General features: G+C 66.0%; 23 protein-coding genes. 7 read left to right on the top strand and 16 right to left on the bottom strand.

The window, feature by feature from the left end:
• Nucleotide 1 precedes the first annotated feature (1 nt).
• Entirely contained in the window at nucleotides 2-2668 is a 2667-nt protein-coding gene (mgtA, locus tag ABIB27_RS05460) for a magnesium-translocating P-type ATPase (RefSeq protein ID WP_354253646.1), read from the top strand.
• 335 nt (nucleotides 2669-3003) lie between these two features.
• On the opposite strand, the gene ABIB27_RS05465 is transcribed toward mgtA, so the two are convergent.
• Entirely contained in the window at nucleotides 3004-3711 is a 708-nt protein-coding gene (locus tag ABIB27_RS05465; protein ID WP_354253647.1) for a hypothetical protein, read from the bottom strand.
• Between the two features lie 510 nt (nucleotides 3712-4221).
• Here ABIB27_RS05465 and ABIB27_RS05470 point away from each other — a divergent pair.
• Nucleotides 4222-4896 (top strand): haloacid dehalogenase type II, encoded by a 675-nt coding sequence (locus tag ABIB27_RS05470; protein WP_354216091.1) that lies wholly within the window; start codon nucleotides 4222-4224, stop codon nucleotides 4894-4896.
• A 116-nt stretch (nucleotides 4897-5012) separates the two neighbouring features.
• Here the strand turns inward: ABIB27_RS05470 and ABIB27_RS05475 are convergent, their stop codons facing one another.
• Both ABIB27_RS05475 and ABIB27_RS05480 read right to left on the bottom strand, forming a co-directional pair.
• Complete coding sequence (locus ABIB27_RS05475) at nucleotides 5013-5462, bottom strand: DUF4383 domain-containing protein (protein WP_354216092.1); 450 nt, start codon at nucleotides 5460-5462, stop codon at nucleotides 5013-5015.
• Nucleotides 5463-5579: 117 nt separating this feature from the next.
• Nucleotides 5580-6257: a TetR/AcrR family transcriptional regulator gene (locus ABIB27_RS05480; RefSeq protein ID WP_354216093.1), complete on the bottom strand. Its 678-nt coding sequence runs from the start codon at nucleotides 6255-6257 to the stop codon at nucleotides 5580-5582.
• A gap of 101 nt (nucleotides 6258-6358) precedes the next feature.
• On the opposite strand from ABIB27_RS05480, the gene ABIB27_RS05485 reads away from it, so the two are divergent.
• Nucleotides 6359-6811, top strand: coding sequence for a nuclear transport factor 2 family protein (locus ABIB27_RS05485; protein WP_354216094.1), 453 nt, complete (start codon nucleotides 6359-6361; stop codon nucleotides 6809-6811).
• The gene (locus ABIB27_RS05490) at nucleotides 6808-7695 is read left to right on the top strand and encodes an SDR family oxidoreductase (protein ID WP_354253648.1); all 888 of its coding nucleotides are present in this window, start codon (nucleotides 6808-6810) and stop codon (nucleotides 7693-7695) included. Before ABIB27_RS05485 ends, ABIB27_RS05490 begins: the two co-directional genes overlap by 4 nt.
• Nucleotides 7696-7914: 219 nt before the next feature.
• Here ABIB27_RS05490 and ABIB27_RS05495 read toward each other — a convergent pair whose 3' ends face one another.
• From ABIB27_RS05495 to ABIB27_RS05530, 8 genes are all read right to left on the bottom strand, one after another.
• Nucleotides 7915-9180 (bottom strand): Wadjet anti-phage system protein JetD domain-containing protein, encoded by a 1266-nt coding sequence (locus ABIB27_RS05495; protein ID WP_354253649.1) that lies wholly within the window; start codon nucleotides 9178-9180, stop codon nucleotides 7915-7917.
• Nucleotides 9170-12577 (bottom strand): ATP-binding protein, encoded by a 3408-nt coding sequence (locus ABIB27_RS05500; RefSeq protein ID WP_354253650.1) that lies wholly within the window; start codon nucleotides 12575-12577, stop codon nucleotides 9170-9172. The genes ABIB27_RS05495 and ABIB27_RS05500 overlap by 11 nt, the downstream gene beginning before the upstream one ends.
• The gene (locus ABIB27_RS05505) at nucleotides 12574-13230 is read right to left on the bottom strand and encodes a DUF4194 domain-containing protein (RefSeq protein WP_354216098.1); all 657 of its coding nucleotides are present in this window, start codon (nucleotides 13228-13230) and stop codon (nucleotides 12574-12576) included. Before ABIB27_RS05505 ends, ABIB27_RS05500 begins: the two co-directional genes overlap by 4 nt.
• Nucleotides 13227-14669, bottom strand: a complete 1443-nt coding sequence (locus ABIB27_RS05510; RefSeq protein WP_354253651.1) for a DUF3375 domain-containing protein — start codon at nucleotides 14667-14669, stop codon at nucleotides 13227-13229. The genes ABIB27_RS05505 and ABIB27_RS05510 overlap by 4 nt, the downstream gene beginning before the upstream one ends.
• Before the next feature lie 88 nt (nucleotides 14670-14757).
• Nucleotides 14758-15720, bottom strand: a complete 963-nt coding sequence (locus ABIB27_RS05515) for an NAD(P)-binding domain-containing protein (RefSeq protein ID WP_354253652.1) — start codon at nucleotides 15718-15720, stop codon at nucleotides 14758-14760.
• A gap of 41 nt (nucleotides 15721-15761) precedes the next feature.
• Nucleotides 15762-16019: an NAD(P)-binding protein gene (locus ABIB27_RS05520; protein WP_354253653.1), complete on the bottom strand. Its 258-nt coding sequence runs from the start codon at nucleotides 16017-16019 to the stop codon at nucleotides 15762-15764.
• A 17-nt stretch (nucleotides 16020-16036) separates the two neighbouring features.
• On the bottom strand, nucleotides 16037-16423 hold the full coding sequence (locus ABIB27_RS05525; protein WP_354253654.1) for a TfoX/Sxy family protein: 387 nt from the start codon (nucleotides 16421-16423) through the stop codon (nucleotides 16037-16039).
• 142 nt (nucleotides 16424-16565) lie between these two features.
• Nucleotides 16566-17327 carry an alpha/beta fold hydrolase gene (locus ABIB27_RS05530; RefSeq protein WP_354253655.1) on the bottom strand — a complete coding sequence of 254 codons (762 nt, stop codon included), beginning with the start codon at nucleotides 17325-17327 and terminating at the stop codon, nucleotides 16566-16568.
• Nucleotides 17328-17565: 238 nt separating this feature from the next.
• Here ABIB27_RS05530 and ABIB27_RS05535 point away from each other — a divergent pair, with 238 nt between their 5' ends.
• The gene (locus ABIB27_RS05535; protein WP_024365339.1) at nucleotides 17566-17769 is read left to right on the top strand and encodes a cold-shock protein; all 204 of its coding nucleotides are present in this window, start codon (nucleotides 17566-17568) and stop codon (nucleotides 17767-17769) included.
• 142 nt (nucleotides 17770-17911) lie between these two features.
• On the opposite strand, the gene ctaD is transcribed toward ABIB27_RS05535, so the two are convergent.
• Together ctaD and ABIB27_RS05545 are read right to left on the bottom strand one after the other, a co-directional pair.
• On the bottom strand, nucleotides 17912-19666 hold the full coding sequence (ctaD, locus tag ABIB27_RS05540) for an aa3-type cytochrome oxidase subunit I (RefSeq protein ID WP_354253656.1): 1755 nt from the start codon (nucleotides 19664-19666) through the stop codon (nucleotides 17912-17914).
• A 65-nt stretch (nucleotides 19667-19731) separates the two neighbouring features.
• Entirely contained in the window at nucleotides 19732-20028 is a 297-nt protein-coding gene (locus ABIB27_RS05545) for a hypothetical protein (RefSeq protein ID WP_354253657.1), read from the bottom strand.
• Nucleotides 20029-20127: 99 nt separating this feature from the next.
• Here ABIB27_RS05545 and ABIB27_RS05550 point away from each other — a divergent pair, with 99 nt between their 5' ends.
• Nucleotides 20128-20946 carry an SDR family NAD(P)-dependent oxidoreductase gene (locus tag ABIB27_RS05550; RefSeq protein ID WP_354253658.1) on the top strand — a complete coding sequence of 273 codons (819 nt, stop codon included), beginning with the start codon at nucleotides 20128-20130 and terminating at the stop codon, nucleotides 20944-20946.
• Nucleotides 20947-21002: 56 nt separating this feature from the next.
• Here ABIB27_RS05550 and ABIB27_RS05555 read toward each other — a convergent pair whose 3' ends face one another.
• The gene (locus ABIB27_RS05555) at nucleotides 21003-21554 is read right to left on the bottom strand and encodes a dihydrofolate reductase family protein (protein WP_354253659.1); all 552 of its coding nucleotides are present in this window, start codon (nucleotides 21552-21554) and stop codon (nucleotides 21003-21005) included.
• A 222-nt stretch (nucleotides 21555-21776) separates the two neighbouring features.
• Between ABIB27_RS05555 and ABIB27_RS05560 the strand changes: the two genes are divergently transcribed.
• Nucleotides 21777-22247 carry a hypothetical protein gene (locus ABIB27_RS05560; protein ID WP_354215047.1) on the top strand — a complete coding sequence of 157 codons (471 nt, stop codon included), beginning with the start codon at nucleotides 21777-21779 and terminating at the stop codon, nucleotides 22245-22247.
• Nucleotides 22248-22356: 109 nt separating this feature from the next.
• Here the strand turns inward: ABIB27_RS05560 and ABIB27_RS05565 are convergent, their stop codons facing one another.
• Nucleotides 22357-23796 carry a UDP-glucose dehydrogenase family protein gene (locus ABIB27_RS05565; protein ID WP_354215048.1) on the bottom strand — a complete coding sequence of 480 codons (1440 nt, stop codon included), beginning with the start codon at nucleotides 23794-23796 and terminating at the stop codon, nucleotides 22357-22359.
• Nucleotides 23793-25016 carry a glycosyltransferase family 4 protein gene (locus tag ABIB27_RS05570; RefSeq protein WP_354215049.1) on the bottom strand — a complete coding sequence of 408 codons (1224 nt, stop codon included), beginning with the start codon at nucleotides 25014-25016 and terminating at the stop codon, nucleotides 23793-23795. The genes ABIB27_RS05565 and ABIB27_RS05570 overlap by 4 nt, the downstream gene beginning before the upstream one ends.
• Nucleotides 25017-25067 lie beyond the last annotated feature (51 nt).

Genomic DNA, 25067 nt, shown 5'->3' on the forward strand with positions numbered 1-25067 from the left:
CATGGCAGAGCTCAACGTCCAGGAGCGGAGCTCCCTCCAGCTGCCCATCACCGACGCCGCGAGCCTTCCCGGGGAACAGGTCCTGGACCGCCTGGGCTCATGCCTCGAGGGGCTTACCGGCGGAGAAGCCGCGTCCCGCCTGGCCGCCCTGGGCCCCAACGCCGTCCGCACCCACCGGGCCGACGGCTGGGCGGTGCTGGGGCGGCAGTTCGCGAGCCCCATCCTGATCCTGCTGATCGTCACTGCCGGCCTGTCCCTCTTCTTGGGTGACGCCACCAATTCGATCGTGATCGGCGTGATCCTGCTGGTCAGTGTGGGGCTAGGCTTCACCAACGAGTTCCGTGCGGAGCGCGCCTCCGAGGCTTTGCACTCCCGCGTCACCCACCGCGCCGTGGTGCTCCGCGGCGGAACCACCCAAGACGTGGATGTCACCGCCCTGGTGCCAGGCGACGTCGTCCATCTCTCCCTGGGCGCCATCATCCCCGCCGACATTCGGCTCCTGAGCACCAAAAACCTCCTCTGCGACGAAAGCATCCTCACGGGGGAGTCCCTGCCCGCCGCCAAGGATCCGGCGCCCGTGGCCGCCGGAGCGTCCCTGGGGGACCTCACCTCCTGCGCCTTCATGGGCACCATCATCCAGTCCGGCGGCTGCACCGGCGTGGTGGTGGCCACCGGCGGCCGCGCCGAATTCGGCCGGATCGCCCTGGGCCTGGGCGAACGGCAGCCGCAGACCGAATTCCAGCTCGGACTCAAACGCTTCAGCTTCCTGCTCCTGCAGGTGGCTGTGGTGCTCACCTCGCTGATCTTCATCGCCAACCTGCTGCTGCAGCGCCCGCTCATCGAATCCCTCCTGTTCTCCCTGGCCATCGCCGTGGGCATCACGCCGCAGCTGCTCCCCGCCGTCGTCAGCACTTCCCTGGCCACCGGCACCCGCCAGCTGGCGAAACGGAAAGTCCTGGTCAAACGGCTGGTCTGCATCGAGGACCTGGGGGACATGGACATCCTGGTCACAGACAAAACCGGCACCCTCACCGAAGGAAAGATCAGCTTCACCGGCGCGCTCCCGGTCACCCCGGAGATGTCCGACGGCGGCCTGCTCACCCTGGGGCTGCTGGCCACCGAGACTGACTACACGGAGGCGAAACTCTCCTCCGCGGGGCAGAACCCGCTGGACGCGGCCCTCTGGGACAGTCCGGACGCGACTGGCTTTGATCCGGCGCGCTTCGAGCGACTGGACCTGATCGACTTCGATCACCAGCGCCGCCGCACCACCGTGCTGGTCCGGGAGGCCGGCGGCCCCGCGCGCCTGGTCACCAAGGGCGCCCCGGAGGACGTCCTCGCCTTGTGCGGGCCCACCCCGCCGGCCGTGCAGGCGATGCTGGATGATCAGTTCGACGCCGGCTCCCGGGTGGTGGCGGTGGCCACCCGCTCCGCGGCGGGGCTGGCCAGCATCACCCCGGCCGACGAGCACGGCCTGGTGCTGGCCGGGTTCCTCATCTTCCTGGACCGGCCCAAAACCAACGCCAAGGAATCCCTGGACCAGCTGGCGGCGCTGGGAATCTCGGTGAAGATCGCCACCGGGGACAACGCCAAGGTGGCCGAAAAAGTCTGCGCGTACCTCGGCGTGCTGTCCGGTGGAACACTGACCGGCGCGGAGATCGAGAAGCTGTCCGACGCCGACCTGGCCGCCGCCGCCCGGACCGCCACCATCTTCGCCCGCGTTTCGCCCGAACAGAAGGCCCGCATCATCGCCCTGCTACGCCAAAGCGGCGGGTCGGTGGGGTTCATGGGCGACGGCGTGAACGATGCCCTGGCACTGCACAAGGCGGACATCGGCATCTCCGTGGACAGCGCCACCGACGTCGCCAAGGACGCCGCCGACGTCGTACTGATGGATAAGGACCTCGGCGTCCTGGCCGAAGGAGTGATGGAAGGCCGGCGGATCTTCGCCAACACCATCAAGTACGTGCTGATGGGCACATCCAGCAACTTCGGCAACATGTTCAGCGCTGCCACCGCCTCCGTGGTGCTCAGCTTCCTGCCCATGCTGCCGGGCCAGATCCTCCTCAACAACCTGCTCTACGACTCCGGCCAGCTGGCCATCCCGGGTGACCGCGTGGACAAGGAACAGCTCCGGGCCCCCTCGCACTGGAACATCGCGTTCATCCGGCGGTTCATGTTCCTGTTCGGGCCCATCAGCTCACTCTTCGACTTCGCCACGTTCGCCCTGATGCTGTTCGTGTTCAACGCCGCGCCGGGGGAGTTCCGTGCCGGCTGGTTCATCGAATCCATTGCTACGCAGACCCTCATCATCTTCGCCATCCGCACCCGGCGGGTACCGTTCCTGCGCAGCCGGCCGTCCGCCGGGCTGATCGGCGCCTCCCTGGGCGTGGTGGTCCTGGGTATCAGCTTGCCGCTCTCGCCCTTGGCGGCAGTGCTGGGCTTCGATCCGTTGCCGGTCCCGTTCTTCCTGGCCCTGCTGGGCATGATCGTGGTGTACATGTTCCTGGTGGAATTCGCGAAGGCCTGGTTCTTCGCCCGCGACGCCCAGCAGCTGCCCGCCGGACCCGTCCTGGTCCGCCGCCGCCACGAAACCCACCACATCGCCCGCCGTGCGGCCCGGTTTAGCGCCCCGCGTCGTAGGCCCACAGGACAGCATCTCACCTAGACAAGAAGGAGGCTTATTCAGACTCTGTCTATATCAATCGCTTGGTCTGCTGTTCCAATTTCCAAGGCCACCGCCAGGACCGAAACGGATCCAGCTCCCGCCAGGCCGGGCGCAGTAGAGCCCGTTCGATGGTTCCCCTGCCAGCCGCACCCATGGGGTGGATGGGCCGGTCCGGCCTCGGGACCTTGAGGGCTTTGAAGGTGGCGGTCCCAAGGCGCACGGCACGACAAGCGGGGCCGGCCACCTTCCGGTGACCGGCCCGTGGCACTGTCGTCGTACGCAAGCGGTACTTAAGGGGTGTGCTTTGCGAAGATTCCACGCCCTCGGAGGACGACCTAGTGGCGCTCCAGAACGCCGCAGGCTGCGGGGTCGGTGGCCTCGGCCGGGAGCTTGGGATCGAGTTCGCTGGCGCCGATCGTGCCGAAGTCGTACTTGCCGTTGTCGTTGTAGTCGATGCCGTGGATCACCACAACACCTTCGCCGTCGCGGATGGACTGGGCAATGTCCTTGGCCGTTCCAATGCCGCCGTCGTCTCCGGTCCCGGCGACGTCGGTGAACTTGATGTTCTTGCGCTTGTAGTCATAGCTGCCGTCCTTGGCAACCGGGAAGCGGTCCACCGCCAGCAGGCTGGCCGGGGTGGTGTCGCCGGTGGTGGTCAGGGACACGACCACCGGACCGTAGGCGGGGATGCCCTCCACCGTGTTGAGCCGTCCATCGTGGTTGGTGTCGAAGGCCAGGGTGGGGCACTCATTCAGGGCCTGCTGGCCGTAGTGGATGTGCTGGGCGTGCGGTGCATCGGGGGTCAGTCCGTCGGCATGGACCTCGATGCGCTTGATCATTTTGTTGCCGACGACGGCCGTGGCAGTGCCGGAGGCTCCGGAACCGTTGAGCTCGGTGAGCGTGGCGGTCAGGGTGACGTTCTTGTCGTTGTCTCTGCTGTCGCTTTGGTCATTGTGCGCCTGCGCCGGAATTGCTGCCAGGGAGGCCGCGGCAACTAGGGCAACGACTGAGCCCCCAAGGGCTATCACTGATTTACGATTCACAATTCGCTCCTCGGTCTTGGCCAGTGAGGCGATCCCTCTGGTCCTGAGTGATTCGGAACACATTTCCCGGCGGATGGGTCGAGGTTCGTAAAACTCTCTTGCGGGCGCCATCGCGCAAGCGGAGAATGTCCTCACTGGCGGGGTTCCATATCCTTCTCCGCCGTGGGATATCGGGGCTTCGCAGTAGCCCACTTCCAGGAGATATCCATGAAATCGACGCACCTCCGCCGGCGCACGTCAAGCCGATCGCGAAAACGGAGGGCTGCCAGGCATCCCACATGGGGTACTTCGTTTCCGGGCGGATGAAGGTAGTCATGGACGACGGCGAGGAAATGGAGTAGGGGCTAGGCGACTTTGCCACCATGGCTCCGGGACATGACGCCTGGAGAAACGCTTGGACTATCCAGCCGTTCCTTGGTGGGTGATTGCGATGATAGCTGCACCACGGATTTTTCGCGGCTCTCCTGCTGCGCCTCGTAGTCCACCGACCGTGAAGATGAAGGAGAACCCATGAACAGCGCAACGCCAGTCATCGTTTTCGACGTCAACGAAACGCTCTCGGACATGTCGCCGATGGGGGAGCGGTTCGCTGAAATTGGCGCCCCGGCCCAGCTGGCGAAATTTTGGTTCGCTACGCTGCTGCGCGACGGCTTCGCCCTCACCGCTGCCGGCGGCAACGGGACGTTCGCGGAGATCGGCGCCGAGGTCCTGCGCGGGCTGCTGGCCGGTTCGGGTATCGATGCCAACCTGGACCGGGCTGTGGAGCATGTCATGGGAGGAATGGCTGCACTCGGGCTGCATCCTGATGTGCCGGAAGGCGTCCGGGCGTTGCGGGCAGCAGGGTACCGGCTGGTCACCCTGACCAACGGCTCGGCTCAGGTAGCGGAAAAACTCTTCACGCCGGCCGGGATCCGGGACCAGTTCGAGCGGCTGCTTTCCGTGGAGGACGCCCCCGGGTGGAAGCCGGCGCAGGCTGCCTACCATTACGCGGCGTCGGCCTGTTCGGTGGAGCCGGGGCAGATGCTTCTTGTGGCAGTGCACCCCTGGGATATCCACGGTGCGGCCGAGGCGGGCCTGGGCACGGCATGGATCAACCGGACCGGCGCCAAGTACCCGGACTATTTTGCCGCCCCCGATTACACTGTCACCACCCTGACGGAACTTCCAGAAGCCCTGAGGGGGTAGAGAGGCCGGTGAAACGGTGCGGGCGCTCGGCAAACGTCCCAAACACGACTGCGGCGGGCCCACCGAAAGGTGAGTCCCGCCGTCGGGCGTTTCCCGGTGTCACCGCAGGGGACTGTTTACACGCGTGCCTTGTGGCCCTTGGCCAGGATCAGGGCCAGGGCGATCATCCCGACGCCGAGCAGCAGGTGGAGTCCGTTGTCGAAGACGTTCAGCGGCACAAAGTCCGCGGCCGAATCCTCGGGTACAACCAGCCCGTAGACGAACAGCACCAGATAGACGACTCCCCCGTAGAGGAGGAAGGAACGGGCGCCGAGGGCGGTCCTGGCCAGCATGAGGCCGGCTGCGCCGAAGAGGAGGTGAACGATGTTGTGCAGGGCCGAGACCTGGAAGAGGCCCAGCAGCATGGCCTCGGAGTGGTGGCCGGCGAACTGCAGCTCGCTGTAGTTGCTGGTGAAACCCGGGACGAAGCCCAGGACGCCCACCAGCAGGAATACGGCGCCCACCAGCATGGACGCTTTCTGGACGTTGGTGCGGGTTGCTGTGCGGGAGTTGTGCAGGGTTGTCATATGGTCTCCTGGATGCGATATGGGTTTTCGGATCAGGGGGTGATCTCGCTGATCCAACGGGTTACGCATGCAGTTCGGCGCAACGTGCCAGTCCGGATGGCCCGGTGCGCAGGTTGATTAGGATGGAGGGTCCGGCAGGAGATTGGCCGCCAGTGTTCTGGCCATGAACCCGCCGTAGCGCTCGGCGCTCCAGCCGCGCTTGAGGATAAGGTTCTCGTAGAGTTCAGCTGAGGTGCATGTGAACATGACATCGGCTACCTCTTCCTCCGTCAGATCCGTCCTCAAGAATCCTCTGCTGCGCACCTGCCGCGCGTTGTGCAGCATCCGGCGGTACCGCGCGTCGTCCACGTCGCGCAGGAGCGAGGCCATGTCCGGGTCCCCGCTCGCGGCGGCATCCCGAATGAGAAGGAAGACAGGCGATCCGATCGGACTGACCTCGGTGATGAACCGGCCGAACTGCTCCATGAGCTCATGCGGATCCGTGACTGTGCTTTGCGCGCGGTCCGACCGCTCTTCCGCCGGGGAGCCGCCGGCTCCGAGGATGCTCTGCTCATAGATCGCCCGGACGAGCCCCGGCTTCCCGCCGAAGCCCTTGTACACGGACTCCTTCGAGACGCCGGCGGCCCGGGCGATCGCAGCTATGGTGGTCCGGCCATATCCCTCCGCCAGGAACAGTTCGCGCGACTTCGCAAGCACCTCCTTCCTCGCCTCCTCGGCCGATTCCTGGCGGCGTTGGGCGTTGTAGGTGCGGGGACGCGCAGCCCGACGATGCGGTTCGTTGACCACGGATCCCATCGGGAATAGACTCCTGAGAGCAGTTAATTACAGCTGACTGTATCAAATTCAGCGTACCAGCCTCTCCGCCTCCAGCGACGGTCAGATCGAAGGAGCAGATCATGGACGCATCAGGAATAGGCATCCTTCCGGAAGGTCCCGTACGGCGCATGGTGGCCGCGGCAAACCGCCACGATCTTGAGGGGATGGTGTCCGAGTTCGACGAGGACTACGAGAACACCACGCCCGTGCACCCGGCACGCAGCTTTAAGGGCTCAGCCCAGGTGCGGAAGAACTGGGCCGCACTCTTCGCCGGCCTGCCGGACCTGAGCCTCACAGTGCACGACGCAGCGACCGGCCCGGGCAACAAGGTCTGGATGGAATGGAGCAACCGCGGCACCCGGCCGGATGGCTCGGTCACCAGGTCGGCGGGGGTCGCCGTCCTCACCGTTCGCGAGGACAGGATCGCCGCGGCGCACTTCTACCTTGAACCGGTGGACCACGACTCCGGGGACGTGGATGAAGCCATCGGCGTGGCGATCCGCGGGGCAGCCGGAGGCGGTGACCGGTCATGATCCTGGTGGTCGGCGGCACGGGCCGTCTTGGCCGCGCCCTGGTCCCGATGCTGGCAGGCGCCGGCCACCAAGTCCGCATCATGGCGCGCGGCGATTCCCAGCCCTTCCCGGACACGGCGAGCGACGGCGTCGAGCCCCTACGCGGGGACCTCGTCTCCGAAGCGGACTGCTGGAAGGCGGTGGCCGGATGCACGGCGGCCGTGTTCGCGGCTTCGGGATTCGGCATCAAGGGCTCTGACCCGCGCGCCGTGGACCGCGATGGCGCCATCAGGTTGGTCCGTGCTGCGGCGGAGGCCGGAGTGGAACAAGTGATTATGATGTCCATGCATGGCGCCGCCCCCGACGGACCCATCGACTTCCTGCGCTGTAAGGCCGCGGCCGAGGAGTCCGTCCGCACCTCCGGCATGGCATGGACCGTGATCAGGATAGGCCCGCTCCTCGAGCAGCGCCTTGAACTGATGACCGCGCCGCTCGAACCCAAGGGCAAGGTGCTCGTGTTCGGATCGGGGACCGCCTCTGTCACTTACACGTCGGTCCGGGACGCGGCCGCACTCGTCCTTCGTGCGATCACGGACCCGGCGCTGCGGAACCGTGTCATCGAATGGGGCTCGCAGACTCTGACGGCTAACGAAGTGGCTCAGGCTGTGCTGGCGCGGGTAGGCCACGGGGCCGTCCAACGGATCCCGCCCGCTGCCGAGCGCCTCCTGTCCGTCGTAGCCAGGCCGTTCTCACCGTTCCTCGCCCGCGTATCACAGGCCGGGATCTGGGAGGAATCGGGAGCCGTCGCCTTTGAGTGGGCTCCGGCCCGCGCGGAGTTCCCCGACATTCCCGTCACGGGCCTGAGTCAGGCCCTGGGAACATTGGTACCAAAGGAATCCGGCTGACCGCCCTGGCAGCCAGGTGCGCTGACAAACTGCATGCATGACCAGAGGCACTTGGCAGTCAGGGTGAAAATTCCGCGCCGATCGCGTTGGCTATTACGACGTAGGTTTGCCTTCGGCGCATGTCACCTATTCCGGACGCTCCAGCCATTGGTCCACGCCCCTGTTGCGGTGGAGCAATCTCTCGCCGTCTTTCTCGGCGTCGCACGCTGACCATCGGCCTTAGCGCAGTCGTTTCAGCGCCCAGTCCCAAGTAACCTGCTCCTGCTCCAGGCGCAACTTCTTTCCGTAGCTGTCGTTGCAGAGGGCTTCGTAGACCTCTTTTTCCCCGGCTGTCAGCTTGGTCAGCTGAGCTTTCGACGGCGTTGGTTCCGATCCCCACCTGTCCCGGTGTGCCAGCAGGGTTTCCGCATCCATCAGCACACTCTCAACATGCGGGTGCACGGCCCTGAGCTGGTCCAGGATCCGGAAGCCGTGGGTGTCGATGTCGCCCCAATAAAGGACTCGGCAGCCGCGCAGCCATGCAGTGTGCCGCAACGAGGTGAACCCGTAGCCGCCCCCGTACAGAGCCAGGCACCCGGGCTGCTCCGGCAGGGCAAGGAAATTCACCTGGTTCTCCGTTGCGATCACGGTTTCCACCGGCAACCGCAACGAACTGAAGGCCTCGGCAGTGACGGTGATGTCACGGGCACCGCCGAACAGGTCCAGGTCCGGATCCAGGAGCCGGAACCGCACCAGCTCCGGCGGATGCATGAAGCCGTGCCGCCGCGCAAAACGTGCCGCCGGCGTGCGGCCTGCCCCCTCCTCCAGGGCAGCGTCCGTCGCGGCGAACCCGGCCGGAGGATCCTCGACGCTGACGTCGTCCACGTCCGCGTCCTGAATGGCGGAAACCGGCCCGACGGCGGCCTGCAGCTGATCAATAACCTGCCGGTGCTGCTCGATGAACTTGGTGTGAACGCCGGGAAGGCTCAACTGCCGGACGTAGATGCCGGGTTCGGGATTGTCCCGCAGCCACAATGCCACCCGCGCCGCCGTCAGCGCATCAGCTCCCAGCTCCAGGAGTTTCAGCGGCCGCCTCGCAGCCCAGCCAAGGAGCAGCGGTTCCAGCCCGCCCAGGTCCGCGGCGAGCCGGCCAAATTGGGCAGCTTCCCTGCCCTTTCCGACGAATCCGATCTCGTCCTCCACAGTCGGAAACACAGCGGCCGCAGGTATCCGGTTGGACCCAACCGTCCGGCGCCCCACCTCCACCGTCTCCAGCCCGTACGCACCAGCCGCGGCGGAAAGCTCCGCCGCCCACGCACGGACAGCACCGTAATCACTCAACAATTCGGCCGCCGTCGGGCGTTTCAGCGGCCGGCGCCGCGGATATACACCGGACGGCTCCAGTAGCTCCCGCAGCAGGCCCCCTCTGTTCCAGGCCTTTAGTGATTGCGCCCGCAGCCCCGCCAGCGTGGTCCAGCCGTGAGCATGGCCCGCGTCACCGGCCACGCCGGTCCTTTTCCTCGCGGTACTCCTGGATGGTCATGTTGCGCAGCTGGGAGTCGTCGCCGTTGGTGTTCGCCACAAACCCCACGTGCGAGACGAACGGCTCGATCACGTGGATCTTCTGCAGCGGAGTGACGATCAGCAGCTGCAGCTTCATCCGCTGGAAAAGCTCCAGCCCGTACCGTGCCGACTCGTCCGAGCCACGGCCGAACGCCTCGTCAATGACCACAAACCGGAAACTCCGGCCGCTGCCCGCGTTCCGGCCCGCGCCTTTGCCGGACCCGAGCCCGAACTGGAACGCCAGCGCCGCAGCCAGGATGGTGTACGCCAGCTTCTCCTTCTGCCCGCCGGACTTGCCGCCGGAATCCGTGAAGTGCTCGTACTCCTCGCCGGTCTCCGTCCACTTCTCCGACGCCGAGAACGCGAACCAGTTCCGCACATCCGTCACCTTCGCAGTCCACCGCTCGTCCAGCGTGGTCAGCCCGTCGCGGCCCCGGAACCGCTCGATCAGCCGCTCCACCTGGAGATACTTCTGCTCCGAGTACTGGTCCTCGTCACCGATGGTCCCCTCCGAGCACGCCCGCAGATCACTGCCGAACTCGCGCACGTCCTGGTCCGACGTGCTCTGGTGCTCCAGCTGGATGTGCCGGCCCGTGTTGTACGGAATCCCCGCCAGCGACTGGTTGATTTCGCCGATCCTGTTCACAATGTCCTGCCGCCGGCTGTCCAGGAACGCGTTGAACGCCACCACCTCGTGGATGGTGTTCTGGTTCAGCGACTCCTTGAACCGGGCCTCGAACCGGGGAAGGTCGTTGCCCTCCAGCTGCTCCAGCAGCCGGTTAAAGTCCGCCGCGGCCTCCAGTGACGCGTCGATGTCCGTGGTTTCGTTCGGGTAATTGTTGCGGAAGTCCGCCATCTGCCTGACCGTGCTCTCGGCCGCCCTCGCGATCCGCTTGGACAGGGCGTCGATCCGCTCCGTCAATCCGCTCCGCACCGTGCTTTCCACGGTGCCTGTGTTCCGGTAGGTGAGCGGCTTGTCGCCGAGCGCCTCCGCAGTGAGGCGTCCGACGGCGGCCAGCACCACGCCGTCGTCCGTTACCGGCGTCCCGGCCAGGACGGCGCGGCACTCATCGATGGCCTCGGCGATGTCGCGGGCGTCCTTCTCATTGGCGCCGAGCCGCTGCTGCAGCTTCCCGCCCTTGTCCTCCAGACGGCCCAGATCGTCCGTCACCTGGGCCTGCTTGGCCATCAGCTGCTGCAGGACGTCGCTGGTTGACTCCAGCTCCCGCTTCTCCGCCTTGAGGTCCTCGATCCGGCGGGCCGTGAGCTGCCAGCTGATCTCGCCGAAGTCCTGCACCGAGCCGATGATGCCCAGCTGCCGGTTCTGCCGGCCCAGCGATCCCAGCTGGTCATTGACCTTGCCGAGCTCCGTGGCCACCACCTTGAGCCGGCCCTGGACCTCATCCTGCTCGGCGCGGAAGCGGGCCATTTTGTCGTGGTTGTCCCAGCCCAGGACGTAGTTGCGCCGGTCCGCGAGGTCCTTCCGGTCGTCCTTCTCGTGTCTGCCGCGGCCGCCCTTGAGCTGGCCGTTGGCCGTCAGCGCCTTGGGGTAGCGGCGGAAGTCTGCGAGGTTCTCGCAGCAGAAGTAGTCGAACCGGCTGCTGAGTTCGTCCTGCAGGAAGTCGCGGAACGGTGTGCCCTGCTTGATGGCGATCTTGGCCGCGAGTGTCCCAGGCTCCGCCGGTTTGGGCGCGTACGAATCGCCGATTTTTAGGTAGACGAGCCGGCCTCTCAGGATATTTGAGTCAACCCAGGTGCTGACGGCGGCGTAGTGCTCTGCCGGCACCAGGAGCGAGAGCGCAAACCCGTGCAGCGTGCGTTCGGCAGCACCTTCCCAGGCGGACTCGCCGTCGCGGATTTTGAGGAGCTCGCCCACGTAGGGCAGGTCGGTGTCCTTGATCCCGGTGCCCTCGCAAAGCCGACGCCGAATGTCCAGCTGGGGGAGGGGGATCAGGTTGCGCCGGGCCTGCAGGCTGGTGAGCTCGGCGGCGATGTCCGCGGCCTGGCCGGTCAGCACGGTCCGGGTCATGGTCAGCTCGGTGCGCCGGTCCTGCAGCTCGTCCGACGCCTTGCCGAGCTCGGCCTCGACTTCGGCGAGCCGGGCCCGGTTGGCATCGAACAGTACCCGGTCCTCCGGGGCCTGCAGCCCCAGGTCAGCTGCGGCGGCGGTGTACGTCTCGAACCGTTGCCGCTGGGCCGCGGACTCGGCGCCGAGCCGGGACAGGTCGGCGTCGATGGCTGCCAGCCGGCCGCCGCCGTTGGTGCGGATGTCCTCTTCCACGCCGGAGAGGTCGCGGCGCAGCTGGGTGGTTTCGCCCTTGAGCCGGGCGGCGTCCTCCTGCAGCCGCACGCCGGTCTGTTCCATCTCGGCCTGGTGCTCCAGGCTCAGCTGCAGCTTCCGGTCCGTGAACCAGGGATGCAGCTGGTCGCGCTGTTTCCGTGCCAGGTCGTCGTCTGCGCTGAGATTAGCGTGCTGGGCGGCGCCTTCCTTGATGGGCGTCAGCAGGGCGATCTGGTCCTTGGCGCGGAGGACGGCGTCGTGGGCTTTCTTCAGGTCATCGAAGTGGTGGATCAGGTTGGTGATCCGGGTGGCAACATCGTCCTCCTCGAGCATGTTGCTGCGCACAAACGAGGTGATGTTTTCCACCTGCTTCATGGACACGGTGCGGTGGAACAGCTCCATGGCCTGGTTGCCGCTGATTCCGAACTGCCGCTTGAACGCAGCCGAGTACGGCTCGAACGAGTCGTGAACCGAAGCCCCGGCGGCGCGGAGCTTCTTCTTGAGCTTCAGCGGGTCCTGGCCGAAGTTGCTGAAGTCCGCCGCGATGGACTGCTCTGCCTCCGCGAGCGAGTAGAAACGGTTGGGCTGCCCGGCCTCCTGCGTGGCCCAGAGTGTGATGCCCAGCGTGATCGATTTGCCCAGCACGGCGTTATGGAAGATGCCAAGCACCACGGTCAGCTGGCCTGTTCCGCGCAGGGCCACCGGCTTCGAGTACTCGCCGCCGGTGCTCCGGGCGCTCTTGTGGAAGCCCCGGACGTACGACATCAGGGAGCGTTCCTTCTTCTGCGCACCGGCCGCCTTGTTGTACTCGATCTTGTGCGCCGGCAACAGCAGTGTGGTGATCGCATCCACCACGGTGGACTTGCCGGAGCCGATGTCGCCGGTGAGCAGGCTGTTCGCCCCTTCCAGCCGGAACGTGCGCACGCCCTGGTGGAACGTGCCCCAGTTGAGCAGCTCCAAACGATGCAGCCGGAAGCCGGGGGGAGTGCCGGCGTCGTCCGCTGTTTCATCCAGGCTGAACAGGCTCTCCTGCAGGTCCGTGCCGAGCTGCGCCGTCACTTGCCCTCCTCCGTTTCAGCCGCTCCGGCGGCAGGGGCCCCGGCGGGTGGCTCGCCGGCGAGGGTCGCGCGGTAGTCAGCCAGCCGCGCATCGAACTCCTCCAGCCACTGCGCATCCACGTACGCCTTCAGGATCCGGGCCACCTCGTACGTGTCCGACTGCCCCTTGAGTTTGCGCAGGAAGCCGAGCTCCACCACCTTCTTGATGTCCGTGCCCAGCCGGTCCAGGATCTTGGCCTCATTACTGGATTCGGGCAGGAAAACGGAGACCATGTCCGCGATGTCCTGCGCGGTCATGATGAGCCGGAGCTCGCTGCTGTTGGTGTCGAACTCAAGCATCCGGCCGCGCAGCAGCGCCAGCAGCAGGCTGACGTTGAACGTGAGCGTCCGGCGGGCGATGAGCCGGGGGAGCGTGCCGTCCGGATCCTCGCGCGACCGCAGGAACGCGTACCCCTCGGATTCGTCCAGGATCAGGTCCAGGCCCAGCACGGAGACGTAATCGCGGACATGGGAGGTCAGGCCGAGCAGCGACTGCCAGACCTTCTCGTCGTTTTCCGCGTAGAGCACGCCTTTGAAGAGCCTGGTGACGACGCCGGGGAGCTCCTCCGGCGTCCTTGCTTCGGTCTGGTCGGTGCTGGGATTCGCCGGGCTCATGCTGGCCTTCCGAAGATGATCTGTTCGAGGGTGGCTTCGCGGATGCTGCCGTCCGGGAGTTGCCAGGACAGTTGCTGGGACTGCTCTGGGTTGATGGTGGCCCAGTCCGACTCGGTGGCCAGCTGGTAGTACGCCACCACCTCCGCCAGGCCCTGGGAGAGCGGATACGCGGCGGTGACCTCCGCTAGGGTGGCCTGCCCGGCGTCGGAAAGGACGGCGTCGATGTTGCCCCGCAGCCGTTCCTTGTCCACATGGAACTGGCTGAACAGGGCACCCGCGTCCACGTCCGTGTCATCGGCGGTGAGGACGGCGTCGTCCACCATCACCTTCCGGCTGGGCTCATACAGGGGCCGCTCAAACGGCAGCACCACGTCCACGGACGGCGCGTCGATCTCCATGAATACGCCCGACGGCGGTGACTCCCGGGTGCCCAGCGCGCCGGATTCGACGCTGCGGATCAGCTGCATGATGCGCTTGTTCTCGAGGAAGACTTTGTCGTCAAGGAGCCGGCGCATCTGCTGGGAAAGCTGGCGGACGGTGGCCTGGGTCTGCTCGACGGCGGGCAGCCAGTCCTGGTGCAGGTTGGCCACGGTATGCAGCCCATCGGTTTTGGCGAGGGCCTCGATCTGGGTGGCGCGCTGGAGGAGGTCCTGCAGTTCGGTGCGCAGCTGCGGGGACATGAGGTAGTCCCAGAAGCCCTGGAACGTGCGGCCCTGGAGGGAGCTGCTGATGTCCTGCTGGTTGGCGAAGATGGATGCCAGCAGCTCGCCCTGGGTCCCGTACCAGGTGGCGATCTGTTCCCGCACCTGCCGGTCCAGTTTGCGGAAGTTCTGCTCCACCTCGCGGAAATCGGACAGCAGGTCCTTGGCCAGTGCGGTGAGCTGCTGGAGGTGGTCCAGCGCTTCGGGTCCGGTCATGACCCGGATGTTGCCGTCGCGGATCCGCTGCATCTCGGCGTCGATCCCGTCCTTTTGGCGCTGCAGTTCGGCGAGCCTGACTTCTGGGTCCGTTTCCGACTGCTGCACCAGCTGCTTGAGGACCGCGAAGATGCTGGTCAGCCGTGACTGGGTGGCCACGAAGTCGCGGCCGCGCAGGTTTTCCACCCAGCGGACCACGTCCTCGGCCGCGGCTGTCAGGTCGTAGTGCGGCTCGTCCTCGCCGGGCACATAGTATTTCCGCAGCCAGGCCCTTTCCGGGCCGGCCCAGTCATCGAGGTATTCGCCTGCCGCACGAGGAAACTTGTCCTCACCCTCCCGGTCCCGGAGGCCGAAGAGCACGTCGTCCAGCACATCGATAAGCTGCTGCCGGCCCAGGTTGCGCTGGTTGGGTCCGGTGAACGCCGCCATGAAAAATGTCAGCGCCAGGGGGGCGTTCTGGGCTCGGAGCAGCGACCAGCCTGCATGGTTTTCACGCAGGGAATTGATGGCGTAGAAGTCCATTGGGGGTCCCGGGTTTTGTGGCTCACATCGTGTGGGACCACTCTAAGGGACGGCCACGACATTGGAGTGACGGGAAGGTAACAGGGTGCTAGCGGGCCGCGAGGTGCTCCGCCATGAACTCCGCGTCCGCACCCACTACTGACAGCGTGGCCGACAGGTGTTTGGTGAGCCACGGCAGCCCCACGGCGTACAGGCCGGGGACCTCGGTGACGCCGCGGGTATGGCGCGGATAGTTCCACTGATCCAGCACCGGTATATCGAGGAAGCTGAAGTCCAGCCCGTACCCTGTGCACCAGATGACGGAGGTAATGCCCTCGGCAGCCAGGTCCAGCCGGGCGCCCGATTCGGACGGCAGCCAGTCATCCGCAGTCACAGGCTCGGCGGGAGGTGCGTCGATGCCGGCTGCTGATATATACGCATCCGCCATCAGCTTCAGCCGCTGGCCGAACCCCGCCTCCACCAGCGCGAGACGCTGGGGGAGGTCGTCCGTGAAGACGAGTCCGCCGTCGTCCGTTCCCTCGAACCGTCCGTGCAGCCGGACGCCGCGGCGCCCCAGCCCGCGCAGGCGGATGCTGTGGCCGCCACCATTGCCTGAGAGCAGCGGGTTGCACATGAACCGCGCGGCGGGCGAGGGGAGCTGGTCCACCTGGAGGCCGTTGATGCCGTACGCGGGGCCGTGCAGGTTCACCTGCAGAATCCAGTAAAGGATGTCCTGGCCGCGGTACCGGCGCGGGGCTTCCGGGCAGGCCGAGACGGAGAGGTGCACCTCCCGGCCGGCGTCGAGCAGGTCCTCGGTGATCTGGCCGCCTGACTGTCCCGTCCCCACCACCAGAACTGCGCCGGGCGGCAGCTGCGCGGGGTTCCGGTAATCGTGGCTGTGCAGCTGCGTGACGTGCGGTGGAAGTCCGACGGCGGCGGGCGGGATCCGCGGGAGCTGGAAGGCGCCGTTGGCGAGCACCACGTTGTGGGCCAGCCAGGCGCCCCGCCCCGTTTCCACCGCGAAGCCGCCGTCTGTCTGAGCGATCCGGTTAACCTCGGTCCCCAGCGGCACCGGTGCCGCGATCCGCTACGAGTAGTCGCGGAAGAGACCGATCACGGTGTCACGGGAAGGAAAAGCTCCGGCTCGGTCCCGCTGTATGTCAGGTCCGGCAGCAAAAACGAGAAATTCGGCGTGTTCAGGTAGAACGAGTCCCACCGGTCCTGCCAGGCGCCGCCCAGCTCGTCCCGGCGGTCCAAAACCTGGTGCTCCACGCCGTGCTGGGTCAGCCAGTAGCTGGTGGCCAGGCCCGCCTGCCCGGCGCCGATCACCAGGGTGTGCATCTTTTCCGGGGACGCGGCGCGCGGGGTCATGGCTACTTCGTCGCGGCCTAGGCCTTGCCGGCCTTCAATGCGCCGGCCTTGGGCTCCTTCGGCGGCAGTGTGGCAACGTAACCGAAGGCTTTCTCCACCCAGGCGCGCGCCCGGGCGTCGTCGCCGTCCCCCTCCTCATTCCACATCTCCGGCAGGCCGGTGTAGCCGCCCATGGGCCGCTCCACAGGCCCGAACGGCACTGTCCGCTCGGTGCTTTCCAGGACTTCCCGGTCCTTTCCCGAAAGCTTGACACCGATGGTCGGCCCGAACAGGCCAGCGAACATGTTGCCGTTCACGAAGGCGCCCAGGTTGCCGAACATCGGCTTGACGGACACCCCGGGATGGTCCGGCACCAGCGAGCGGAACCGTTCCTTGTCGGCGTCGGACGGCTTGGGCATTTCCATGGCTCTTCGTCTCCTTGCAGCGGGATCTGAGTGCAGGATATGCCCATTCAGGAGCCCGGTCGAGAGCAGTCCCGCGAGGGTGGCTGCCCCGCCAAACCGGCCATCTCGTCAAGGTCCGAGTTCGGCACACGTTTCGACAGGCTCAACCACCGGCCTGCTTCCAGTGCCGCAGGAGCAGCTCCGCCAGGCGCTCGGGCTCGATCCGGTGGGGCGGATCAAAATGGTGGCGCTTGGGGAACACCTCCAGATGGAAATCCGGGAAGAAAACCCTTGACAGCCGGCTGGCAATCTCGCCGTAGTCATCGGGGTTGCTCAAGCCGCCGAGGGCAAAGAAGACGGGCTGGCGAAAGGCGGCCAAGCGCGCCCTGTCCAGGTCATAGGTCTTAAAGATCCGCAGGAACGCCTCGATACCCGCGGGCCGTTTCGCCATCCACGGCGGCGGGGGACCCGGCGGCGGTGGCGGAAGGACGACGTCGGGCCTAACTCCCAGCCTCATGAAGGCGGGCATGAATTGCTCCGGTGGAAGGGTTTCCAGCTGGTCGTATTTCTTCCAGAGCTCCGCGTGGGCGGGCGTCCAGTCCCAGTTGCCTGCCCAGGCGGGTTCCAGCAGCGCCAGGCTGAGGAGTCTGTCCGGGTGCTTGGCAGCGAACGCCAGCGCCGCTGCGCCGCCACCTGAATAGCCAACCAAATGGAACGTCTCCCAACCCCGCGCGTGTGCTTCGCGCAGCACTCCGTCGATCTCTGTATCCAGGCTCCAGCCGGCCGGCGGCTCATCGCCCGAATAGAGTTCGAGGTCCTTGGTGATTGCCTGCACGTCCGGCCCGAGGGCCGCGATCAGTGCGCCGTAAGCCGCCTGGGCGGGGAGCACCGAACCGGGTAGGAGGATGGCCCTAATCTGTCCCATGGGAGAACGGTACGCCTGGGCGTCCGCGGGCTCAACCATCACACCGCACTGGCCAGTGGTAAATCCTGTTCGAAATCTCCTGTAGTGTTGATCCTGTTGTTGTGTTTATGCAGTTGGTAGTTCAGGCAGTACGCGCGGTCGAAAGTCCGCGTCTTTCTGAAGTAGCGGTTTTGAACATGCCACACCGGAGGACCCGAAAGTCGGGACTTTTCCTCCACCTTCACGAAGGACAAAAATAATGGCTACTGGTACCGTCAAATGGTTTAACGCTGAAAAGGGCTTCGGCTTCATTTCCCCCGATGACTCCTCACAGGACGTTTTCGCACACTACTCCGCGATCGCCTCTTCCGGCTTCCGCTCACTCGAAGAGAACCAGAAGGTTTCCTTCGAAACCGAGCAGGGCCCCAAGGGCCCCCAGGCCGTCAACATCCAGGCACTCTAATTCCTTAGAGATTCTGGGGCCTTAGGGTTTCATTTTCAAAGCAGGGCCGGTCATTTTGACCGGCCCTGCTTTTGTTAACCCAGGCGTGCTTCAACCGCTGACCCTTGCCCGCGCTCAACCAACGAGTACAGCCCGGCGCGGGTCACTCGTCCGGGTTGGGACTGCGTACGTCCTTTGCGCCGATGTCGGCGGCCCCCAGGGCGGCCGAGGCGGCGCTGTGCGTTGTGTCGTGCTCGCGGACGCTGAGCTCCGGGTGGTGCAGGTCCAGGGCCGGCCGCTCTGAACGGATGCGGGGGAGGGACGTGAAGTTGTGGCGAGGCGGCGGGCACGACGTGGCCCATTCGAGCGAGGCGCCGAAGCCCCACGGGTCATCGACTTCGACCTTCTCGGTGCTGCGCCAGGTGATGTAGATGTTCCAGAAGAACGGGATCAGCGACGCACCGAGGACAAACGAGGCGATGGTGGAGAACTGGTTCATCCAGGTGAAGTTGTCCTCCACGAGGTAGTCGGCGTAACGGCGGGGCATGCCCATAACGCCGAGCCAGTGCTGGATGAGGAAGGTTCCGTGGAAGCCCAGGAACAGCAGCCAGAAGTGGATCTTGCCGAGGCGCTCGTTGAGCATCTTGCCGGTGAACTTCGGCCACCAGAAGTAGAAGCCGGCGAACATCGCGAACACCACGGTGCCGAACACCACATAGTGGAAGTGCGCCACCACGAAGTATGAGTCGGAGACGTGGAAGTCCAGCGGCGGGGATGCCAGGATGATCCCGGTCAGGCCGCCGAAGAGGAACGTGATCAGGAAGCCGATGCTCCACAGCATGGGGGTTTCGAAGGTCAACGACCCCCGCCACATGGTGCCGATCCAGTTGAAGAACTTCACACCGGTGGGAACCGCGATGAGCATGGTCATAAACGCGAAGAACGGCAGCAGCACCGAACCGGTGACATACATGTGGTGGGCCCACACCGTCACGGACAGGGCGGCAATGGCAATGGTGGCGTAGACCAGACCCTTGTAGCCAAAGATCGGCTTGCGGCTGAAGACCGGGAAGATCTCCGAGACGATGCCGAAGAACGGCAGCGCGATAATGTACACCTCCGGGTGGCCAAAGAACCAGAACAGGTGCTGCCAGAGAATGGCGCCACCATTTTCCGGGTCGTAGAGGTGGGCGCCGAATTTACGGTCCGCCCCCAGGCCCATGAGCGCAGCGGCAAACGGGGGAAAGGCCATGATCACGAGGATGGAGGTGACCAGGGCGTTCCACGTGAAGATGGGCATACGCCACATGGTCAGGCCCGGGGCGCGCATGCAAATGATGGTGGTGATGAAGTTGACCGCACCCAGGATGGTTCCGAAACCGGACAGGGCCAGGCCGAAGACCCACAGGTCACCGCCTACGCCCGGGGTGAACGTGGTGTTATTCAAGGGGGCGTAAGCGAACCAGCCGAACGCCGCCGCGCCCTGCGGGGTGATGAAGCCCGACACGGCGATGGTGGAGCCGAAGAGGAAGAACCAGAACGCCAGCGCGTTCAGCCGCGGAAAGGCGACGTCGGGAGCGCCGATCTGCAGGGGCATGATCACGTTGGTGAAGCCCGCGAACAGCGGGGTGGCGAACATCAGCAGCATGACGGTCCCGTGCATGGTGAACAGCTGGTTGTACTGCTCTTTGGTCTGCAGGATCTGCATGCCCGGTTCGAACAGTTCAGCCCGGATGAGCAGCGCCATCACGCCGCCCAGACAGAAGAACACAAACGACGCGATCAGGTACATGTACCCGATGATCTTGTGGTCGGTAGACGTGATCCACGTGACCACCATGGCGCCTTTGCGCCGTGGGACCACCGCTGGGGAATCGGTTGCGGCTGTCCCTATTCGTGACGCTCCGGTGATGGCCATCTTCCACCTCGCAGGTCTTTCTACCCGGCACTATGAGGCCCAATTCATGAGCCCTGTATCCCGCCTCAGGAGATGACTCCCGAGGCTGTGATTTCTTTCAGGCTACTCAGGAAATCAGGGCGCGGGAAGGGGTTTACGCTGGCTTCGCCCGGCGGGATTGGTGCGGACCCCTGCGCCGGGTCAGCGCAGGCCCATTGCGCCCCGCACCTCTTCAAGCTGGAGTGCATGGCGGGCTCCGCCATGACAGCGTCGCCGCCGGCCACCGCAGCGGCTACGTCCTTGTGCGCCTGCAGTGCTTCGTTCCTGTGCTTGAACGGCATGAGGCCGCGCTGGCTGCGGCTGGTGCGGACTTCGGCCACCATGCCTTCCAGTGGGAGCGCGGGAACACCGGCCGGCCCGCCGTCGTTGTGCCTCTGTGTGCCTAACGGGTGCGCGGCCCTCCACCGACCAAAGGACACCCCTTGACCCAACGCACCATTGTGATCACCGGCGCCAGCGACGGCATCGGCGCGGCAGCCGCACGCACTCTGGCCGAGGCAGGAGACCGGGTGGTCGTCGTCGGCCGTTCCGCGGGGAAGACGCGTGCCCTCGCCAAGGAGCTCAACGCCGACTACTTCGTGGCCGACTTCGCAGACCTCGCCGAAGTCCGCACCCTCGCCTCGCAGCTGCGGGACGACTACGATCGGATCGACGTCCTCGCCAACAACGCCGGCGGCATCATGGGCAAGCACCAGCTCACGGTGGACGGCAACGAAACCACGTTCCAGATCAACCACCTGGCGCCGTTCCTGCTCACCACCGAGCTCATGGACGTCCTCACGGCCAGCAACGCCAAGGTCATCAACACCGCCAGCGCCGCCAACGGCTTCGGCAGACTGGACCTCTTCGACCTCAACGCGGGGCACAGCTACTCCACGAACCGCGCCTATGGCACCGCCAAACTCGCCAACATCCTCTTCACGTCCGAGCTGCACCGCCGCTTCGGCGCGCAGGGAATTACGACGGCGGCGTTCCACCCGGGCGTGGTCCGCACCAACTTCGCGGCGGAGTCCACCAGCCCCTTGCGGCACGCATACAAGACCCTGCTGAACCGCTTCATGCTCACCCCGGACCAGGGTGCCGACACCCTGCTGTGGCTCATCAACGGCACGGCCGGCACGGACTGGATCTCCGGCGCCTACTACGCCAAACGTGCCCTGGCCAAGGCCAACGCCCAGGCGTACGACGCCGGGCTGGCGCAGGGTTTGTGGGAGGCCAGCGAGGCGCTCGTGGCGCGCTGAGCCGGCCGGGGTGAACAGGAATGCCCCGAAAAGTTACGCAATTGGGCCGGCCGGGCCTAGTTGTCGCGGAGGGTGTACGTGCTGACCACGTTGCCCTTGGCGGTTTTGTACTGATCCTCCAGACTGAGCCGGGTGGTGGGGTCGTTCGGTTCGAACAGGTGCCGGCCGCTGCCGGCCACCACCGGGTGGGTGATCAGGGTGAGCTCATCGAGCAGCCCGGCGAACAGGAGTTGGCGCACCACGGAGATGCTGCCGTTCACGGCGATTTCGCCGCCGTCGCGCTGTTTGAGGGCGGCGACGAACTCTTCCAGCGGGCCCTCGATGAGATGGGAATTCTGCCACTCCAGCGGCTCTGTCAGCGTCCGGGACGCGACCCATTTCTCCACCGGGTTGATGAAGCCGGCGAAGTCCTGGTCCTGCGGCGCGGTGGGCCAGTAACCCGCCCACTCCTGGTAGCTAACGCGTCCCAACACCACGGTGTCCACGCGTTCCATCATGCCGGTCATGGCCTTGCCCAGCTCGTCGTCGAAGCTGTCGAATTGCCACAGGAAAGGGTCTGACACGACGCCGTCGAGTGAGTGGAACAAACCGGACGTGACTTTGCGCATGGGGACCTCCAAGGGATTCAGATTCCAGGACTGGGCCGGCAGAATGCACCGGACAGGACCACGCTATTCCGCGGTCAGCCGATGGGGAAGACCGCCAACCGCAGGCTCCTGCAGTTATGTTCATCACCACTGCCTGCGTGTTGCGCGAATCCACGCTCCGGCAGCCGCATACTTATCTCTATGCGGCTGCGCGCCGCTCCCCGGCCAGGCAGGAGGAAGTGCATGGAAACCCTGAAAAAAATCGCGAGCAACCAGTATTTTCCCGCGGCCGCGGTACTGACGGCGGTACTGCTGTTCTGGACCATTGCCATGTTCGGCGGGCTCTCCCTGCTGCACAACAACCAGCCGCCCATGGCCACACTGACCTGGATGCTGTTTGTCTATGGGGCGGCAGTCCTGACGCCGCTGGCAGGCATCGTCGCCGCCGTGGATCTGGTACGCCGCTGGCGCCGCAACCGCGAGTGCGCGCCCGCCGGGATGACGCCGGCTGAAGTAACTCAGGATGAGTACGCCGCGGCCGAAGCTGCGCAGGAGGAGCAGTTCACCAATGAGCGGGCCAGCGACCAGCAGCCCGCCCAAGAGGCAGGCACGCAGTCCGTCCCGACGCAGCCGGTCCAGTACCGTCCGGCCGCGCAGCACCAGCCCGCCAAGAAGCAGCCGGGCCAGACAAACGAGCGCAGGACCGCCGCCTAGCCTCAAGTAGCCACCTCGGGTGCCGGCAGCAACGCCACGTTTCTGCTAGCGCGTGCTCAGCTGAGTCCGGAGCGGGCTGCCACCGCATGGAGCGCATGGGATGCGTTCGTCAGCGACTGCTTGAACCGGGAGGCCGGTTCACGGTGCGAGAACAGGCAGCCCGGCAGGTCAGCCCGGCCCCTGCGACGTCGGCATCGTGACTGGCGCTGCCTGCGTTGGCGCCCAGCCCGCGGACCACCCAACCTTCTGTCTGCCACGCAGCAGCGTCCAGCACGTTCCGCGCATCCAACACCACCCGCCGTCGTACGAGTCCTCCCGCAACGGCAGGGCTCAGGCGCCGGTATTCGTCCCATTCGGTGAGCAGCAGCACCAGGTCGGCGCCCTCCAAAGCCCTCGACGTGGACGTCTCGAACCGCAGCTGGGGGTAGCGCAGCAACACATGGTTGACGGCCTTCGGATCAGTCACCGTCACGTGCGCGCCGGCAGCTGCCAGCCGGGATGCCACGTCCAGGGCCGGGGAATCGCGGATGTCATCCGTCTCCGGTTTGAAGGCAGCGCCGAGGATGGTGATGGCGCGCCCCGGAAGCGCCTCGCCGCACAGTTCCTTAGCCAGGGACACGGTCCGGGTTCGCTGGCGGACGTTGATCGAGTCCACCACGCCCATCCACTCGTTAACCGGGTCCACACCCAGCGCGGCGGCCTGGCTGCGAAGGCTGCGGATGTCCTTGGGCAGGCACCCGCCGCCGAAGCCCAGCCCGGCATGCATGTACCGGTTGCCGATCCGCGGGTCCATGCCCATCGCCTCGCTGAGCTCGGCCACGTCCGCCCCAGACGCCTCGCACAGTTCGGAGATGGCGTTGATGAAGCTGACCTTGGTGGCCAGGTACGCGTTGGCGGCCGACTTGATCAGCTCGGCCGTGGCGAAGTTGCACACCAGCCGCGGAATTCCGGCATTCAGCAGCGGCTCATAAACAGCATCCAAGGCCGCCGTCACCCCGCACGGCGTACCGGACCGGGGATTGAAAGCGGCGGCCCGGCCGCCCTCGACGCCGTACACCAGCCGGTCCGGCACCAGCGTGTCCTTCACGGCCGTGCCCTGGCGCAGGAACTCCGGATTCCAGCCCACCTTCACGTCCGGCCGCCCCGCCAGGAGCCCGCGGAGCATGTCCACCGTGCCTACGGGCACCGTTGATTTACCGACGACGACGGCGCCCCTCGCCAGGTGCGGGAGCAGCGCCTCCGTGGCGGCCACCAAGTAGGTGAGGTCGGCACCGTCGGACGTTTTGGACTGCGGCGTCCCGACGCACAGGAAGTGCAGCTGGGCGCCGGCGGCAGCGGCAAAGTCCTTGGAGAACTTGAGCCGGCCGGTGGTGCGTCCGTCGCGGAGCAGCTCGTCCAGGCCGGGCTCGAAGAAGGGCGCGAGGCCGCGGCCCAGCTGGTCCACCTTGGCGGCGTCCACGTCGATGCCCACCACCGTGTGGCCCATGGATGCCAGCGTCGCGGCGTGCACAGCACCAAGGTAGCCGCAGCCGATCACAGATATTTTCACAGGGACACTCCTTTTTTGGTTTCCACAGGCCCAACCGCCGGAAAGACAGGGCTGGGCTCCGGACGGACGGGCTTGGGCGCCGGTTCGCCGGTGATGACTGAGCGGTACTGCTCCACAAGCTCGGCGCACAGCGCCGGCCACGTGCGGTCCTGGACCGACGCATGGGCGGCGGTGGCGAACGCGCGGCGCTTGGCGTCGTCGCCCATCAGGTCCATCACGTGGGCCCGGAAACCGGCCAGGTCACCGGGCTGGTACAGCCAGCCGGTCCGGGAGTTTTCCACGAGGTCCAGGGGGCCGCCGCGGCCCGTGGCCACCACCGGGACCCCCGACGCCATGGCCTCCTGGATGGTCTGGCAAAACGTCTCGAACTCGCCTGGGTGGACAAAAAGGTCGAAGGAAGCAACAGCTTTCGCCAGCTCCTCGCCGCAGAGGAAGCCGGTGAACACCGCGCCCGGCAGGGCGGCCTGCAGGGCTGCCCGCTGCGGGCCGTCCCCAACGATCACGAGCTTGCTGTTCGGGACCCGGGAAAGGGCGGCGAGGTCCTCCACCTGCTTTTCGACAGCCAGCCGGCCCACGTAGCCGATGATCCGCTCACCGCCGGGGGCCACGGACGCCCGCCATCCGGCGTCGCGCTTTTCCGGCGAAAACCGTGCGGTATCCACACCGCGCCGCCACATGCCCACCCGCGGAATTCCGCGGCCGCGCAACTGGTTCAGCGCGAACGTGGACGGCACCAGGGTCCGGGTGGCCAGCAGGTGGATGTTCTCCACCCGGTTCCACGCCCAGTTCTCCAGGAACGGCACGCCATATCGGGCCGCGTAGCTGGGCACCTCGGTCTGGTAGATGGCTACGGTGGGGATACGCAACTGATGCGCGGCCTGCACGGCCCGCCAGCCGAGGATAAACGGCGAGGCGAGGTGGACCACGTCCGGTGCATAATCGGCAAGGATTCGCTTGACCCGATACACACCGCCCATCGCCACGCGCACATTCGTATACCCCGCCAGCGGAACCGCCGGAACCCGGTGCACCTTCGCACCGTGAACCACTTCGGAAGTCCCGGCAAACTCGGCCACGGCATCAGCCACCGCATGGGTGGACGGGGCAATGACCAGGACGTCGTGACCCTGGGCCTCCAGGTGCTCAAGCACCCGCAGGATGGAGTGGGTCACACCGTTCATCAGCGGCAGGAATGATTCGGCAACAATTGCGATCCTCACCCCTCCACGGTGGCCGCCGGGACTGACGGCGCGGGGTCGCACGGGTTGAGC

The organism is Arthrobacter sp. UYEF21, from assembly GCF_040546085.1.
Lineage (GTDB): Bacteria > Actinomycetota > Actinomycetes > Actinomycetales > Micrococcaceae > Arthrobacter.

What these genes read in the sequence shown, in the direction of transcription:
- ABIB27_RS05490 (WP_354253648.1), top strand. Translation starts at nt 6,808, where the DNA reads ATGATCCTGGTGGTCGGCGGCACGGGCCGTCTTGGCCGCGCCCTGGTC.
- ABIB27_RS05535 (WP_024365339.1), top strand. Translation starts at nt 17,566, where the DNA reads ATGGCTACTGGTACCGTCAAATGGTTTAACGCTGAAAAGGGCTTCGGC.
- ABIB27_RS05510 (WP_354253651.1), bottom strand. Translation starts at nt 14,669, where the DNA reads ATGGACTTCTACGCCATCAATTCCCTGCGTGAAAACCATGCAGGCTGG.
- mgtA (WP_354253646.1), top strand. Translation starts at nt 2, where the DNA reads ATGGCAGAGCTCAACGTCCAGGAGCGGAGCTCCCTCCAGCTGCCCATC.
- ABIB27_RS05485 (WP_354216094.1), top strand. Translation starts at nt 6,359, where the DNA reads ATGGACGCATCAGGAATAGGCATCCTTCCGGAAGGTCCCGTACGGCGC.
- ABIB27_RS05545 (WP_354253657.1), bottom strand. Translation starts at nt 20,028, where the DNA reads ATGGTGGCCGAAGTCCGCACCAGCCGCAGCCAGCGCGGCCTCATGCCG.
- ABIB27_RS05525 (WP_354253654.1), bottom strand. Translation starts at nt 16,423, where the DNA reads ATGGAAATGCCCAAGCCGTCCGACGCCGACAAGGAACGGTTCCGCTCG.
- ABIB27_RS05470 (WP_354216091.1), top strand. Translation starts at nt 4,222, where the DNA reads ATGAACAGCGCAACGCCAGTCATCGTTTTCGACGTCAACGAAACGCTC.
- ABIB27_RS05555 (WP_354253659.1), bottom strand. Translation starts at nt 21,554, where the DNA reads ATGCGCAAAGTCACGTCCGGTTTGTTCCACTCACTCGACGGCGTCGTG.
- ABIB27_RS05475 (WP_354216092.1), bottom strand. Translation starts at nt 5,462, where the DNA reads ATGACAACCCTGCACAACTCCCGCACAGCAACCCGCACCAACGTCCAG.
- ABIB27_RS05480 (WP_354216093.1), bottom strand. Translation starts at nt 6,257, where the DNA reads ATGGGATCCGTGGTCAACGAACCGCATCGTCGGGCTGCGCGTCCCCGC.
- ABIB27_RS05530 (WP_354253655.1), bottom strand. Translation starts at nt 17,327, where the DNA reads ATGGGACAGATTAGGGCCATCCTCCTACCCGGTTCGGTGCTCCCCGCC.
- ctaD (WP_354253656.1), bottom strand. Translation starts at nt 19,666, where the DNA reads ATGGCCATCACCGGAGCGTCACGAATAGGGACAGCCGCAACCGATTCC.
- ABIB27_RS05520 (WP_354253653.1), bottom strand. Translation starts at nt 16,019, where the DNA reads ATGACCCCGCGCGCCGCGTCCCCGGAAAAGATGCACACCCTGGTGATC.
- ABIB27_RS05560 (WP_354215047.1), top strand. Translation starts at nt 21,777, where the DNA reads ATGGAAACCCTGAAAAAAATCGCGAGCAACCAGTATTTTCCCGCGGCC.
- ABIB27_RS05505 (WP_354216098.1), bottom strand. Translation starts at nt 13,230, where the DNA reads ATGAGCCCGGCGAATCCCAGCACCGACCAGACCGAAGCAAGGACGCCG.